We start from the raw sequence: 15121 nt of genomic DNA, 5'->3' as shown, positions 1-15121 counted from the left end.
TGGTCTAGTCGGCGCTGGGCGCGCCGACGGAGTACGCGTCCTTGATCTTGACTTCGGCGACGCCGCGGCCTTCCTGGAACACCATGCGCCAGTCACCGATGAGGTGGAGTTCATCGGTGCCCATGGCCCGGACGACCAGGAGGCCTTCGTCGTATGCGCGGTGGGCCTTCCACCACAGGTTGGCGAATGCCTGGCTGCGGATGAGGTGCATCCAGTCGGTGCGGTACAGCTCGCGGTTGTAGTTCGACTCACCCAGGGTGGAGACGAACTTGGAGTACATCGCCTTGACGTACGCCAGCGTCACCTCGTCGTCGTCGGTGATCGCCCGGTCCCGGGCGTCTTTGAGGGCGACGCGGAACTTCTCCAGCAGACCCTCGGTGGCGCCCGACGTCCAGGACTCGTGGATACGCGGGGGATCGCACAGGCCGTATTTCGGGCCCGAGACGCGCAGCAGCAGGCGCAGGGTGGGCTCGGTGACCCACAGCGGGCCAGGCTCGTCCCGGCTGCCGATCGGATTGGGGAGGTAGGCGTCGTGTTCCCAGTCGGGCGGAGTGATCAGGTGGACGCCGGCGCGGCGGCGGTCGTGCTGGTCGCCGGTGGAGTGCTCCAGCTGGCCGAGGGGGAGGTGGGTTTTCAGCGCGGACAGGTAGGCGCCGTTGATGTCGAGCGCCGTGACCTGATGCTCGCCCGTGGGAAGCTCGGGCCTGGTCCACTTGGGGCGGGCCTCCCAGATCTGATCGGCACCGCGGGAAGACTGCTTGTGCAGAACGTCGGGCAGCCAGGGATGGGCGATCACGTCGTAGCGGCCGCCTTTTCGGGTGTGGTCCAGCAGCGCCATGGCGTCCGGGATCGCCCGCTTGATGAGAGCCTCGGTCGCCGCCTCCACATCACCGGAGTGCTCGGCGAGCGCCGCCTCGACGGCGGTGTGGATCGGGTTCGGGCTGTCGGCGGTCTTCAGACGGCGCCCGACGGGAACGACCTTGACTCCTGAGCCTTCATCCCCCGGCTGCCCCTGCCGGGCGGCGGGCGCAAGGCGCCGGCGTTCCTTGGACGGTGGTGTCTGCGTCGGTGCGCGCTGGGGCTCGTCCGCGGGGCGTGCCGCATGCGAATGTGCGCTGCGGCCGCATTCGGTGGGGTCCAGATGCTGGGGAAAGCCGGCTACCTGGTAGGGGGCGGGCTGCCCGCACAGGACGCAGGGCTGGGGCGTGGCGAGTACGTCTACGTCCTCGTTGTGATCCTGCCTTTTGATGTGTTGTTCGTCAGCGTCAGCGTCTGCGGAAACGGATGGCACCGTGGCAGCGGCCAGAGTGGTGTCGGCTGTCTGGGCCGCCAGCTTGGCCCTCGCTCCGTCGAGGAAGTAGGCGTACTTCTCCCGTACTTCGCCACTCGGATCACGTCCGGACTCCCACCCGCCCACCGTGGACGGGCTGACACCCAGGGCCCGCGCGAGCTGCGCGCGTGAGATGTTCACTTCCTCGCGCAGGCGGCGCCGCTCGTCGACGGGCGGCAGCGGGACTTCCTTCTTGGCCCGGGCGAGCAGTCCGTCGATCGCCTCGAAGTCCGTCATCGCCTGCCTCCATCGGCGGTCGCCGGTCGTGAGCCGGGCTGGCGGGCGGGAGCGCGTCGGCGTGCGGGGGGCAGCGCCTCCGTTGCGCGAGTGGGGCCGGCCAGCAGGTCGAGGACATCGATGCCGTAGTGCGCCGCGACCTCTTCGCAATCGGCCAGGCTCCAGGTGGCCGTTCCGGACTGCCGTCGGCTGACCTGGGTCTGGCTGACGCCCAAAGTAGCGGCGAGCGCGGTTTGCGACTCGCCGGTCGCGTGCAGCAGCGCCGCCACTGCTGACCGGACTCGCTCCTCCAAATTCATGGGCATACAGCAGAACCTAGCACGAATGGCTCACGAACCATGCGTAAGCCGCATGCAACATGTGAGTGTGGTGACTCGGCCGGTCCTTGGAGAACGCGAAGTCCCTGATGCCCCGGTGTGTGTCAACGGCACCCCCTCTCGGCCGACGTACTCGTGGGCGGGCACGGATACCGAGGACGATCCCATCCCCGCCCACGGCATCCGACAGGTCGCAGAGATCTCCCGCGTCATGTTCGCCGGCGTAGCGCCTCTACATAGGTGTGGCGCCGCGTTACGGACGCCCCTTCACCCTGAACGGCCGCTGCCGGCTGTGTGCATGAATGAGACCGGCGCGGAAGGCGGAACAGGTCGTTCTCCGCGACTGACGAGACCGCCTGGACGGCCCGGCCCACTGCGGCCGGGCCGTTCTTCCCCTTCGCGGCTTCGTCCCTTACCCCCGTAGTTGGCGAACGACCGGTCACGCTCGTCGGAGCCGGACTTCGCATTCCGCAGGCAACTGAAGCCGGGAGAATAGGAAATCGCCCTCGGCGAGTCAGGGGTTCCATGCGTAAGAAGGCCAACCTGCCGAGGGCGATGAAGGAATCTTCTCCTAGTGAGCATGCCGCTGTCGAGCGCCATGTGACCGGTCCTGGGGCCATCACCGGGGCCACTTGAAGAAAATTCGCTTTCATCTGCACGGGCAGCGGAACGACGGGATCGCGGTGCACGGACTCGCGGTTCCCGGCTTGATTTCCAGCGGGATTTTCAACACGGGTGACAGCCACGACGTGCCCACCTGCCAGAGCCGCCTCCAGGCGCGGGCAAATCGATCAGCCGTCAGTACGCGTCCCAGACCGGGCCATGCGCTCAAGAAGATCGCCCTGAAGAGTGACATCGCCCCCTGTGTCACTGACGAGTCTGTCGTGGCGGAGGACGGTTGCGGGGGTACGCGGACTGGAACTCAGCGCTGCTGTCCGCCCGTTATGGACGGGTGCCGCGTCGCCGTCCCCAGGAGTCGCCAACTGGTTTTCGTGCCAAGGGTCGTGAATGGCGATTTCTCCACACGAATGGGTGGTCCTCAGCCGGTAGCGGCATTGTGGTGAGGCGGCGAGGCAGTTATCCCCGCAGCGCCGTGGCCGTCCGCTGCGGCGGCGTATGAGGGGAGTTCGCGTGAACAAGTTGAAGACGGCGGTTGTTTTGGTCATGCTCGCCGGGAGCATCCTCACTGCTGGCGGAGTCGCATCCGCCCATGCTGGACACGGTTGGGCGTCGGCCTGGCATTCACCGGGGATCCTGTCCGGAAATGTCATCCAAGTCCCGGTGGACGTAGACGCGAACGTATGCGGAAACACCATCAGTGTTGTCGGGCTGCTCAATCCTGCTTTCGGGAATTTCTGCGTCAACGAGTGAGGCGCTCCACTCTCGAACGGGCGGTCTGCTGCGGTGGCGGACCGCCCGTTCTGCATCCATGGAGATTGACTTGTCGCGCATCGCTGAGCAGCGACCGAAGCGACTCTCAACGGACAACGACAGACGGAAAGAAGAGGTGGGCTTCGTCCGAGAGCAGAGCTTCACCACAACAGGCCGAGCGCTGGGGCCGAGCGGTGTGGTGCCGAGGACTTCCGCAGGGATCGGTCTGCATCGGTGTTCTTGGAACCAATTCCGGCTGCTCGCAGACGGTTCCTGGGCCGCCGCGCTCCGGCTGTCAGCGTGGGGCAGGAAGCGCGTACCCAAGGCGGGACTCTCTGCGTGGGTAGCCTTCGCAGTTGGGGGCGCTGGTGACGAGATGGTCACCGTTCGCCGGGTTGTAGCAGCGATAGAGAGGGACGGTTCCGGGCACCTTGGCTGTGTGGATATAGCCGACGGGGCCCAGCGGGAACTGTCCCTCGCACGACGGGTTCCGGCTCAGCATCGAGTGGCGGCCGACTTTGCACTCATAGAGCAACGCGGTCCCCGGGCGTTGATCGCGGAACAGCTGCCAGGCTTGTTCCGGCCTGAACCCGGGTGGCAGGAGACGTGAGGAGGCGACGTGCCCGCGGCCTGGACGGAAGCCCCGGCGCAGCACGGTATAGGGGAGTTGCTCGAACCCGCAGGACAGCTTGGCAGGGGAGATGTCGTTCCGGTTGGCGTTCACCCAGGTGCTCCAGGCCGGCTTGGGGGTCCCGTTGACGCGGTGCAGGCCTGGGCCGAAACCGGTGCGCGCCTCGGACGGCACGTCGACTCCTCTGTAGTACACGTAGGCGGTGATACCAGGCGTGCCGAGGATGTTGCGGAACGAATTGCACAGCTGTCGGGCCTGGGCGGTCTCGTTGGACTGCGGTCCCAGGGAGTTGATGCCGCTCTCGGTGAGCTCGACCTCCCAGGCGGAGGGAGTTCGCGGAAACTGCTGTCGCAGCCAGCCGAGCAGGACGCCGATGTTCCCGTAGGTGACCATCGGGTAGTCGTCGGCGGAGAAGCCGGGACGGAGCAGGTACGGAGGGTAGGGGTGGTAGGCGACGCGCCACTGCCGCTTGCCGGCGCGGGCAGCCAGCCCTTGGAGCACGGTCATTCCGGACAGCGTCGGTAACGGATCGGCCGGACGGTCGTACGTCCTTCCGAAGTGGTGCTCCAGCGAGGTCATGACCTTCGCGGTGGGCTGGCGGGTCGTGATGGCGTCGTAAGCGGCGTTGTAGTTCGCGGCGATCGTGTCCAGCCAAGCCTTCTGGTTGCACGGGGTGCCCCCTCCGCAACCGATGTCGAACCAGGTGTTGCTGTTGACCTCGTTGTCGATCACGAAGTCCGTGATCCGGCCGTGGCCGTGCCGACCGTCGTACCTCTGGGCGAGCATTCCGGCGAAGCGCCCGAAGTCGGCTGCGTGGTTGGGCACGCAGAAGATCTCGAACCCGGGCTGTGCGGCGGAGCAAGGACGCCCCTTCCGGGCCCATGCCGGCGTTCCATACACCACGGCCAGGACATTGAGCTTGAGTCTGGTCCACGTCGCGATGTCTGCGTCGAGCTGAGCGTCGACCCGGAAGCAGTGACCGCTGAACTCCTGCTCCCCGGTCCCACAGGGCGAACTCTTCGCCCGGGGCTCCCAGTTGGCCCAGACAAGGTTCAGATGCACGATGCCGGCATTGCTGTCGGCTATCTCGGCCTTGGGAATGCTGTCGGGGACCACACCTTTGATGCGGTAGTCGGAAAGCTTCGGGTAAGGCAGAGCGGGGGCAGCCCCTGCACGTGCGCTTACCTCAGAGTAAGCGGTCGGTGACTGGACATCAGACAGACCGGGGTCCGATCTGAGGCTCCCAAAGATCATAGCGGCGCAACATAACACGGAGAATCCCGCTAATAAGCGCCAATGTTCTCGCCACTCACGACTCCGCATCATCACTTCGCTTCCTCTTACGGTCGAGACCGTGATGTGAGAATCGAATACATACGTGCCGAGAGCGTTTGGTCATGCGGTAACGCATGCACATCTCACCAAGCCTCTTCGACCCGACCGCAGGTTGTCAACGGGCCTTGCCTCGTCAGGGGCCGGGCCCGTGTCGAAGATCAAGTCTTTCTGGATCAGGTATCCGTTCCCCGGACTCATCGGCAGAAGGATCAGGCATTCGGCCCAGGCGGCGAAGCCGAAGGACAACCCCCGGGGCGAGCGGCCGATGCCCTGCGTCCGCACGTCCGCGACACGGGTCCCCGTCCGCTGAGTGAGGGCTCGATGCGCCGCACCACCCGCTGCGAGCGCTTTGCTGAGCATTCAGAATGAAGTGCGCAGGCTGCGGAGGCAGCTGACGGTCGTGGTCGGCCACACGAGCAGCTTTCAGGAAAGAGGAAATGAGGATGTCGGATTTAGACCAGTCAGGTTTCCCGTCCCCATCGGATTGGCCTTTTCTGGATGTGGCGGCCGCTGACTTCAGCTGGACGGATCCTGCGGTCGCGCGGGCCAGGGATCAGTACGGGGCGGCCAGCACCCCGCTGGGGCCGATGCTGTTGCGCTACGGGCCGTGCGCGGAGCTGCTCCGCGATCCCCGGCTCACCACGAACTACCGGTATTCGTTGGAGCATGCCGGGATCACCAGCGGGCCGGCCTACGACTTCCTCGGGGCCTCCCTCCTGTGCAAGACCGGCAGGGAGCGTCGACGTCTGCACCGGGAGGCCCTGCGAGCGAGCACCCAGCAGGTGATCGCCGGGCTCCGTCCCTTCATCCGGTCCACCGCGCAGCACCTGGCCGGCCGACTGGTGGTCGCCGTGGAGGACTGCGACTTCATGACGGAGTTCGCCGATCCGCTGCTGAAGGCCGTTACCTGCCGGCTCTTTGATGTCCCCGCCGAGGACACCGACCGCCTCCACCGCCTGTTCCGCAGCGACGACGCCGGCCTGCTCTTCATGCACAACCGTGACCAGACACCCCGCATCGAGGGCTTCCTCGCGGAATTGACCGGCTGTACCGAGAGGCTCCTCAGCCACCACCGGGCACACCCGGGGGACGACCTGGTCTGCGACCTCGTGCACGCCCAGCAGGACGGGCTGCTCAGCGAGGAGGACCTGCGGAGGGTGGTCCATGCACTACTGCTTGCCACCTGGGACAACCCGTTCAACCAGCTCCGTCTGGCCCTGACCGCCTTCGCCCAGCACCCGCAGCAGTGGCGGCTGCTGCGGCAGCACCCCGAGCTGGCCGCACAAGCCGTGGAGGAAGTCCTGCGCTGGTGCCCCCCTGCCGCGCTGATCATCCGACTCGCCACCGAGGAGTTCACCTACCGGGGCCTGCACATCCCCGCCGGAAGTCATGTATTCCTGGGTGTGCACGCTGCTCAGCGAGACCCACGCGTCTTCGCCCAGGCAGACACGTTCGACATCACAGCCGAACGGCCGGCACCGCTGCTGCTTTTCGGCGGGGGGATTACCGGCTGCACCGGTACCGCGCTCACCCGCGCCACACTCACCGAAGCCCTCACAGCGCTCACCAGCTACCTGGGCGCACCCCAGATCACCCGCCCCACCGTGCGGCAGCCCACCCCACACTCCGCACCACCCCTGCCAGTGCGCTTCGGCTGATCCGGGAGAGGCATCCGGTCAGGCTGGTGTCCGGATCCTGAGGGGCGCGGGGAGGCGCCGCCGAGGTCGTGCAAGGGGCCTCGCTGACAAGGATGTGCCAGCCAGCGGTCAAAAGTGGGTGTTCGAGCGCGACCAGGCCTTCTTCTTACCCAGCCTGGACATCAGGCGCATGTACCGGGCGCCGAAACAGCTTCGCTCGCGGCTGCGGGAGGCCGCCACGTCCGCGTGCCCGCGCGAGCCCCTGTCCCCGTGACGTCTGCCCCAGACTCGCACTTGAGTGCGGATGCGTGGTGGCCAAGACAGACGCCCCCCAGGACGCGGGGCGGCCGGGTGGGGAAGCGGGCAATGCCAGTGCCGGGTCGGCTACCGCGGCCCGAATGACGCCTTCTACAGATCGCACTCACGCAGCCTGTTGTGTTCCTCAGCTGAGGTGTGGCGCAGGTCACGTAAGGGACTTGCGGATCTTGCATAACGGGGTGGCGTCGGTGCGGGTCTTAACTGGCATACAGCGAAAACCCCGGCGGGCAGGGAAAGCAACCTTGGAAATTCCGGCCGGTTGAGCAGGCAGAAGAAGTACTGGTGCCTGTCGTTGGCAAAGAATCCCGGTGCCCGTATTCCTGCGGCGAACACCTCACTTCCTCTCAGAGTTCAAGGAGCATGAAATGTCTGCACGTCACAAGAAGGTCCGCAAGAGCTCGATCGCGGTGGCGAACCGGTTTGCTGTGGCGAGTCTTTCCCTGGGGGTTGTGCTGGGGATCGGCGCGGCCGGCGCAGCCCCGGCCTTTGCAGGCGTCACTGGTTCCAAGGGCGGCTCCACCGGACACGGCACTGGGCGCGGTGGGGACAGCTCCCTGGGCGATACTCACGGAACCAGCGATGCCGAGGCCGTTTCGACGGCTCCGGTCGCCGGTGAGTCCGTGGTCACCAACAATGGCGACAAGCCCATGGTCGTTTACTCGGGCCCTAACAAGGGTAACGACGCTCTTACGTTCGTTGGAAACTTTGCCAAAATCGTGGCGAGTATGGCCTTGGACAAGGCTGGGGTTAAAGGGGCTGCGGTGCTGGGCGGGCACAACGATGTGCTGAGTACTTACGCCGGTTTCCAAGGACTGTCCGCCACCGCCGGGGTTACTGTGATCCCCGCGCATAGTAGTCGGGTCGTCTACAACTCCGACTATGCCGCTTACGCAGCGAATATGGGAAACCTGGCTCCCGGCAGCAACATGGAGCTCAAGTTCTTCACGCTGAACGCTCAGAACAAAGTAGAGAAGACTACTATCCAAAGCACGGCGAGCGACTCATGGGTTTTCGACGGCAGCAAGAACTTCGATAAGGCGGGCTCAAAGGACCGCACGGCGAAGGCGCCGTCCAACGGGCAGAGCTACAAGGTAGGAGATGAGAACGACAGCTGGTTCGACAAGGTCGTGAATACTGTCGCCAAGCCCTTCGACTGGGCGAACACGGCCGCCGGATCCGCGAATGACGTTACCAGCAAAATCGACGATATTGTACTCGTCAGTGGTCAGGCCTCCGATTCTGCCAATACTGTGAATTTTGTGCACGACCTCGCGAAAGCTGTAGTCGCTTACGGGGTGAATCCATACGTTGGTATGGCGATGACCACGCAGGACATCGTGACTCAGTTGGGCGACCTTATTCACAACTCTGACATGCTCGTGCTTGGCAAGAACCAAAGCGGCACTGCCTATAGCGTTCCTTTCACTTCACGTTTATCCCACCAGTGGTCGACGGTAGGAGACGCCCTGCATCTGATGAAGGGTTCGAACTTAACCTTCATCAAGATTGACAAAAATGGGAACATGCAGGACTCCAAGTTTGATGCTCACAACTGGAACGACTTCGAGATCAAGAGTGATGGAATTTATCACACGGACGGGACGCGTGCGTCCTATTGGGCGAACCCCAAGGCGGTTGATCGGGCTGCTGACCTCACGTTCTCCGCTCTTGGCAGCCACCTCCTCGACCCCGATAAGTACAGTGACTCAAGTTTTCTCGGGAATGTCTGGAAGGGCATCAAGGAGCACTTCGCCGGCAAGCTGGATTCCGCAGCAGCTCTTAAGGAAGTGAGTGATCACATTTCAGAGGAGGCGTACCTGAAGGGCACCTCCATGGACAAATACCTCAACGGCATGTACAAGGACATGCTCGGTGAGCTGAATAAGCAAGCCGGGAAGTCCCAGAGTGATGCCGCCAAGGAGAATGACGCCGCATACCAGCTCCTGCACACCGCGCGCCCGTTATCGATGATGACACTTGGCACCATCCAGGACATACAGAACATCATCACGCGGAACGCTGGTGACGCGAAGCTGGTCGCGGACGCGCGGCAGAACTTGAAGGACTTGAAGGCGCTCCTGGACACCGGGGTTGTCAAGGAGCGGTTGGACGCGGGTGTTTCGGCGTCCCTCCGCGACGCGGTCACGCGCCTGGAACAGCGTGGGAATCCGACAGACAAGACTGCCACGAAGTCGACGCAGGATTCCATTGACCACGCACAGCAGGCGATTGATAAGACGACTCCGAAGGTGGACAGGGAGCTGCCGAAGGAGATTGCCGACCAGCAGAAGGGGATGGGTCAGCTGGATGGGAAGATCACCATCCAGAACGAGAATGACTTTTCCATTCACGTGAGCACCGATCAAGGAGGGGCTTTCGATATCCCCAAGGGAGGAAAAGAAACTCTCTATGATGGTGGATTTTGGGGTAGGTGGGGTGCCCCCGTGTTTGGGACTCACCCCCTCACGGTCACGGTAACGACACCGGATGGCGCAAAGGCAGAATTCCTCAGCGCCGGGAACCACCACTGGATGGTGGACAAGGACAGCGTTACCGCACTCGAAGCCGATGGCCGTCCGGCCCCATATTACGGACAGCACCCGTTTGACAAGCAGGTATGGCCCGAGAAGCAGCAGCCTGCCACGTTCGCTGGTTTGAGGAGCTGGTCCCTGGAGTCGGATCCTAAGACGGGTGATTCGTGGTTGGCGACGAAGAATGGTGAGGGGGATCCGGTGCAGTTTTACGGGCACGGTAAAGATGGCGACTGGCACCAGATGACACCTGAATCCTCTCTCAAGGACTACGACAACGTCACGGGCTATGTGCAGGAGAACGGAGCTTGGCAGCCGCTCAAGGACCCCGAGGGCTACTTACGCGGTAACAAGGAGCCGGCACCTGGGACTGACGCCAAGGCCAAGCAGGAGGCTGACGCCAAGGCGAAGGAGGAGGCTGACGCCAAGGCTAAGGCTGACGCCAAGGCCAAGGAGGAGGCTGACGCCAAGGCTAAGGCTGACGCCAAGGCCAAGGAGGAGGCTGACGCCAAGGCCAAGGCTGACGCCAAGGCCAAGGAGGAGGCTGACGCCAAGGCTAAGGAAGAGGCTGACGCCAAGGCCAAGGAGGAAGCGGACCGTAAGGCCAAGGAAGAGGCGGACCGTAAGGCCAAGGAAGAGGCGGACCGTAAGGCCAAGGAAGAGGCGGACCGTAAGGCCAAGGAAGAGGCGGACCGTAAGGCCAAGGAAGAGGCCGACCGTAAGGCCAAGGAGGAAGCCGACCGTAAGGCCAAGGAAGAGGCCGACCGTAAGGCCAAGGAGGAAGCCGACCGTAAGGCCAAGGAAGAGGCGGACCGTAAGGCCAAGGAGGAAGCCGACCGTAAGGCCAAGGAAGAGGCGGACCGTAAGGCCAAGGAAGAGGCGGACCGTAAGGCCAAGGAAGAGGCGGACCGTAAGGCCAAGGAAGAGGCGGACCGTAAGGCCAAGGAAGAGGCGGACCGTAAGGCCAAGGAAGAGGCGGACCGTAAGGCCAAGGAAGAGGCGGACCGTAAGGCCAAGGAAGAAGCCGACCGCAAGGCCCGCGAAGAAGCCGACCGCAAGGCCCGCGAGGAGGCGGACCGTCGGGCTCGCGAGGAGGCGGACCGTCGGGCCCGTGAGGATCACCGCCGGTAACCGTTAGTCGCCTGGGAGACCACGCCAACCGCTTCAGGGCTGGTGGTGGTCTCCTAGCCGCTGAACTGTGCGCGATGGGGAGCCTGCCTCGTCGCGCACGCTCGGTTGCTTCCTGCCTGGCACGTGAATCACGCAAAAGGGGACCAGATCCATGCTGGCCCCCTTTCAGGCTTGGCGCGCAAGCAGGTTCGCCAGACGCCGACCCGATCGCCGTGTCAGGTGCCATCTCGGCCGGCCCGGGCCACGTGTACGAGCGCGGCCCGCAGTGAAGTTGGCACCCAAACGGACATGCTCGGCCAGCAGCAGCGCCTGCCCTGAACGGTCCGCCGGGCACTACGGCGGGACGCGAAGACCTCCCGACCAGGTGCGGTGCGTTCCCAGACAGCCCCACCACACTGGAGGTCTTCGCTCTGATCGAGCCCGACCGGCGTTGAGCCGCTGGTCACCGTCGGCACAACTCATCTGAACCAGTCCCATGGGGCTAACCGCGCCTGCCGCTCTTGATCGGCCGCCCAGTCTTCTTCCTCGGCGATGCGCTGCTTTTCCCCAGCCAACTCCCGGCCGTCAACCACCTGCTCGACGGGCGTTTGCGCGGTCTCTGCCGTGCGGTAACGGTTGGCTACCGCGGCTGCCTCCGCTGCGGTGGGTTTGACAACGCCCTCTGAATCTGCGCGCATGAGTTCCCCGGAAGCCCCCTGTTTGCCCCTGGCTGTACCGCCCGTGGAGTGATCCAGCCCGAGCACATGGCCAATTTCATGCGCGGCCACATCGACTTGCTGTCTAAACATGTACGAGTTTTTGGCGCGCGGCCTGTCCTGATAAAGAGTGTGACTGAGCTCAACTTCGGCAAGATGGCATGGGCCGCTGTCGCAGCTCAGGATAGTATCGCCATCCACGCCACTAGGTTGCGTCCCCATGTACGTCGTGCGGAACGTCAGCGTGGCGGCATGCTCTGGAGCGCCGTCGCTGGGTAAGAGCATGACTCCGGATGCACCCCAGGCCTGAATAGCCCGCTTGACGGCTTCTTTTGCAGCAGGATCGGTTCCCCTTCCGAACGCATAGTAAATCACTGGTTGTCCGTCAGAGGTCACAGAGGCCTTAAGGTACTCTGGCTGGAACTGGACCGCACCGAAACTTGCGGTTGCGGCGAATAATTGGAAGCCACCGGTGATGGCCAGAGCGGCTGCCGCGGAAGACAGAAGGCGCTTATATCTCGCCTTCCCGTTTGCGTTGACCCTCTTTTTTGTGCGGTGCCGACCGTGTTCCTGATTCTTCGAAGTCGTCATGTTCCTTTCCCGCCTTTGTTCTGCTCGGTGAGGCGGATATTCTAGGGCCATCTTCCTTGGCCAGCTGCGCTTGCGGCACGACCAGAGAGCCGACCGGGTTATTTGTAGGATCCGTCGTCCCCTCTTTTGTTAGGCGAGATTCGGCCGCGAAGGACCTGGGCATGGCTGTGCTCGCAGGCCAGGCCTGGAACGGGGGCCAGAATCCAGGACCGTCGGCAATCTGGCGGATCGTGCCGCTTACAGAGTCGTGTCATCCCACTGGGCAAGCAATTCCTCACCGGATGCTTCTGGCTCCAGTGTGATGCCGTCGCTGAGAGACTGTTCCGTCCAGATGACTTTGCCGGTGGAGGTGTAGCGGGTACCCCAGCGTTCGGCGAACTGGGCGACCAGGAAGAGCCCGCGGCCGCCCTCGTCGGTGTCTTTCGCCCGGCGCAGTCGGGGCGAAGTGCTGCTGTCGTCGGAGACTTCCAAGATCAGGGTGCCCGGGGTCGAGGCGCTGTTCGGCATGGTGCGGAGCATCCGCACGCCAATGGGCTCGGTGCCGTAGCGGATGGCGTTGGTGATCAGCTCGCTGAGGATGAGCTCGGCGGCGAAGGTCACCTGCTCCAAGCCCCATTCGGTCAGTTGGCGAGCGCAGGCCGTGCGTACCGGTGCCACCGCCGCGGGGTCGCAGGGAACAGGCCACTCGGCGACCTGCTCGGGGCCGAGCTGGCGGGTGCGGGCCACCAGCAGTGCGATGTCATCCCTGGGGCGCTCCGGCATCATGGCCTCCATCACCGCCGCGCAGGTCGCCTCGGGGGTGCGATCGGGTCCCGTCAGGGCAGCGCGCAGAGCCTGAAGTCCGGTGTCCAGGTCGCGGTCACGGTATTCGATCAGCCCATCGGTGTAGAACACCAGCCGGGAACCTTCAGGCACCGTCAGCTCGGTGCTCTCGACAGGCAGGCCGGCGCCCGCTCCCAGGGGCGGGGAGACGGGCACCTGAGGGAAGTCCACGGTTCCGTCGGGACGGATCACCACCGGTCCCGGATGGCCTGCGGTAGCGAGGGCCAGCTGCCCGGAGACGGGGTCGTAGACGGCGTACAGGCAGGTTGCCCCGGTGATCATCTGCCCCTTGTCCGCTACGGCGGTCTCCTCGGCATCGATCTGGGCCACCAGTTCGTCCAGCCGCCCCAGTAGCTCCTCCACGGGCATGTCCAGGCTGGCGAAGTTGAGCACGGCGGTGCGCAGCCGGCCCATCGTCGCTGCGGCGTGCAGGCCGTGACCGACGACATCACCGACCACCAGCGCCACCCGATTGCCGGACAACGGAATGACGTCGAACCAGTCCCCGCCCACCCCTGCCTGGGCCGGCAGGTATCGGTAGGCGGCTTCGAGGGCCGAGTGCTCCGGGATGCTGCGGGGCAAAAGACTGTTCTGCAGGGTGACGGCCATGGTGTGTTCGTGGGTATAGCGGCGGGCGTTGTCGATGCACACCGCTGCCCGGGCGGCCAACTCCTCGGCGATGGAGACGTCTTCGTCCTGGAACACTGGGGAGTCGTTCGCCCGCCAGAAGGCCACCATTCCCAGAATTACGCCGCGGGCCCGCAACGGAACCGCGAGCAGGGAGTGGACGCCCTGGTCGAGGATCCGCTGGGCACGGTCGGGATGCTCGGCGCGCCAGCCGTCGGAGGTACTCAGGTCCACCAGGACCGATCGCCGGCCCGTCATCGCCACCGCGACGGGATTGTCTGGCGCGAACCGGATCAGCTCGCCGACAGGGTGGAGGAGACCCTCCGCGTCCAGTCCAGCGATCGCTGTACGACGCATCTCGGTGGTGCCGGGGGCCGCGGCGGAGGCCTCCTCACCCCGCAGAACCACATCCAGCAACTCCACAGTGACGATGTCGGCGAACCAGGGCGCCGCTACCTCCGCCAGTTCCTCCGCGGTCCGCTTCATGTCCAGTGTGGTGCCGATCCGTACGCCTGCGTCATAGACCAGCTTCAAACGCTCGCGTGCCGCCTCGGCCCTACTGGACAGAGACCACAACTCGGTGGTGTCCCGAAGTGTCACCGCGCTGCCGACCGGGCCGTGAGGTGCCGTGGGTCGCTTGCTGACCGCGAGCAGCCGGCCGGAAGCGAAGTACACCTCATCAGTGGTGGGGCGGTCGGAAGCCAGCAGTTCGGTCAGATCTTCCCCCAGGCCCAGCTCGGTGACGTGGCGCTGCTCCGCGTCCGCGGACAAATCCAGCAGCCGCCGCGCCTCGTCGTTGGCCAGCAGCAGCCTCGCGTCGCCGCTGAGGATCAACACTCCTTCCCGTACGGCGTGCAGCACTGCCTCGTGGTGGTCGTACATCCGGGTCATCTCGGCCGGACCAAGGCCGTGGGTCTGCCGCCGTAACCGGCGATTCACCAGGATCGATCCGCCCGCGGCGATGAGGAGGGCCGCGGCAGCACCGGCGAACAGGACCGGCAGCTGCCGGCTCACTCGGTGCTGCGCCCTCTCAAACGTGACAGGAGCGGAGACGATGGCGGCGACGGATCCATCGCGAGCCCGGACAGGGGCCGCGGAAAACACGGAAAGCCCCCTAGGCCCTTGGAAGGTCCGGGTGAACGGCTTGCCCACTGCCTGCTTCACGTGGGGCCGGACGATGTGTCTCCCAGCCTGAAGCGGGTCGCTGCGAGTGAGGGTGCCCCCGTCGGGCCTGGACACGAGGACGGCATCGATGCCGGCGGCCCTGCGGACGGCCTCGGCGCGCTGCTGACGCAGCGCGGCCGCGTTGGGGTTGTTCAATGACGGTACGGCACCTAGTGAGTTCGCGAATGCCTGCGCTGCTGTAAGCGTCCGGTTCCGGGCGTCCGCCATGCTGTCGCGCTGAGCCTGCGCCACGAAGGCCGCCAGCGCAGACGCGAGGAGCAATACCGCTACCGCCGATTGCAGAAGGAAGACCTGCCCGGAGAGGCTGCGCACGCTCAGCAGCGAGCGCGGTCGCCGCTGCCACGCCTCTGGTCGATGACGAGA

Annotated in this window: 8 protein-coding genes; 3 read left to right on the top strand and 5 right to left on the bottom strand. The window is 64.8% G+C overall.

All coding sequences use genetic code 11. The features are described from left to right. Nucleotides 1–4 precede the first annotated feature (4 nt). Both DBP14_RS35035 and DBP14_RS35030 read right to left on the bottom strand, forming a co-directional pair. Nucleotides 5–1567: a helix-turn-helix transcriptional regulator gene (locus tag DBP14_RS35035; protein ID WP_129312278.1), complete on the bottom strand. Its 1563-nt coding sequence runs from the start codon at nucleotides 1565–1567 to the stop codon at nucleotides 5–7. After that, nucleotides 1564–1872: a helix-turn-helix transcriptional regulator gene (locus tag DBP14_RS35030; RefSeq protein WP_164992568.1), complete on the bottom strand. Its 309-nt coding sequence runs from the start codon at nucleotides 1870–1872 to the stop codon at nucleotides 1564–1566. The genes DBP14_RS35035 and DBP14_RS35030 overlap by 4 nt, the downstream gene beginning before the upstream one ends. A gap of 1176 nt (nucleotides 1873–3048) precedes the next feature. Between DBP14_RS35030 and DBP14_RS35025 the strand changes: the two genes are divergently transcribed. Continuing rightward, nucleotides 3049–3255, top strand: coding sequence for a chaplin (locus DBP14_RS35025; protein WP_129312423.1), 207 nt, complete (start codon nucleotides 3049–3051; stop codon nucleotides 3253–3255). 295 nt (nucleotides 3256–3550) lie between these two features. Here the strand turns inward: DBP14_RS35025 and DBP14_RS35020 are convergent, their stop codons facing one another. Beyond that, the gene (locus tag DBP14_RS35020; protein ID WP_206739498.1) at nucleotides 3551–5002 is read right to left on the bottom strand and encodes a DUF5722 domain-containing protein; all 1452 of its coding nucleotides are present in this window, start codon (nucleotides 5000–5002) and stop codon (nucleotides 3551–3553) included. 806 nt (nucleotides 5003–5808) lie between these two features. Here DBP14_RS35020 and DBP14_RS35015 point away from each other — a divergent pair. Together DBP14_RS35015 and DBP14_RS36505 are read left to right on the top strand one after the other, a co-directional pair. After that, nucleotides 5809–6879: a cytochrome P450 gene (locus tag DBP14_RS35015; RefSeq protein WP_164992567.1), complete on the top strand. Its 1071-nt coding sequence runs from the start codon at nucleotides 5809–5811 to the stop codon at nucleotides 6877–6879. Between the two features lie 662 nt (nucleotides 6880–7541). Then, entirely contained in the window at nucleotides 7542–10838 is a 3297-nt protein-coding gene (locus DBP14_RS36505) for a cell envelope integrity protein TolA (protein ID WP_206739497.1), read from the top strand. 458 nt (nucleotides 10839–11296) lie between these two features. Here DBP14_RS36505 and DBP14_RS35005 read toward each other — a convergent pair whose 3' ends face one another. Both DBP14_RS35005 and DBP14_RS35000 read right to left on the bottom strand, forming a co-directional pair. Continuing rightward, the gene (locus DBP14_RS35005; protein WP_164992566.1) at nucleotides 11297–12124 is read right to left on the bottom strand and encodes a reprolysin-like metallopeptidase; all 828 of its coding nucleotides are present in this window, start codon (nucleotides 12122–12124) and stop codon (nucleotides 11297–11299) included. 237 nt (nucleotides 12125–12361) lie between these two features. After that, nucleotides 12362–15070: a SpoIIE family protein phosphatase/ATP-binding protein gene (locus DBP14_RS35000; protein WP_241741377.1), complete on the bottom strand. Its 2709-nt coding sequence runs from the start codon at nucleotides 15068–15070 to the stop codon at nucleotides 12362–12364. Nucleotides 15071–15121 lie beyond the last annotated feature (51 nt).

Source organism: Streptomyces sp. L2 (genome assembly GCF_004124325.1).
GTDB lineage: Bacteria > Actinomycetota > Actinomycetes > Streptomycetales > Streptomycetaceae > Streptomyces.
The sequence above is the reverse complement of the archived record's forward strand: the minus strand, read 5'-3'. Positions and strand labels throughout refer to the sequence as shown.

What these genes read in the sequence shown, in the direction of transcription:
- DBP14_RS35035 (WP_129312278.1), bottom strand. Translation starts at nt 1,567, where the DNA reads ATGACGGACTTCGAGGCGATCGACGGACTGCTCGCCCGGGCCAAGAAG.
- DBP14_RS35030 (WP_164992568.1), bottom strand. Translation starts at nt 1,872, where the DNA reads ATGCCCATGAATTTGGAGGAGCGAGTCCGGTCAGCAGTGGCGGCGCTG.
- DBP14_RS35025 (WP_129312423.1), top strand. Translation starts at nt 3,049, where the DNA reads ATGCTCGCCGGGAGCATCCTCACTGCTGGCGGAGTCGCATCCGCCCAT.
- DBP14_RS35015 (WP_164992567.1), top strand. Translation starts at nt 5,809, where the DNA reads ATGCTGTTGCGCTACGGGCCGTGCGCGGAGCTGCTCCGCGATCCCCGG.
- DBP14_RS36505 (WP_206739497.1), top strand. Translation starts at nt 7,542, where the DNA reads ATGTCTGCACGTCACAAGAAGGTCCGCAAGAGCTCGATCGCGGTGGCG.
- DBP14_RS35005 (WP_164992566.1), bottom strand. Translation starts at nt 12,124, where the DNA reads ATGACGACTTCGAAGAATCAGGAACACGGTCGGCACCGCACAAAAAAG.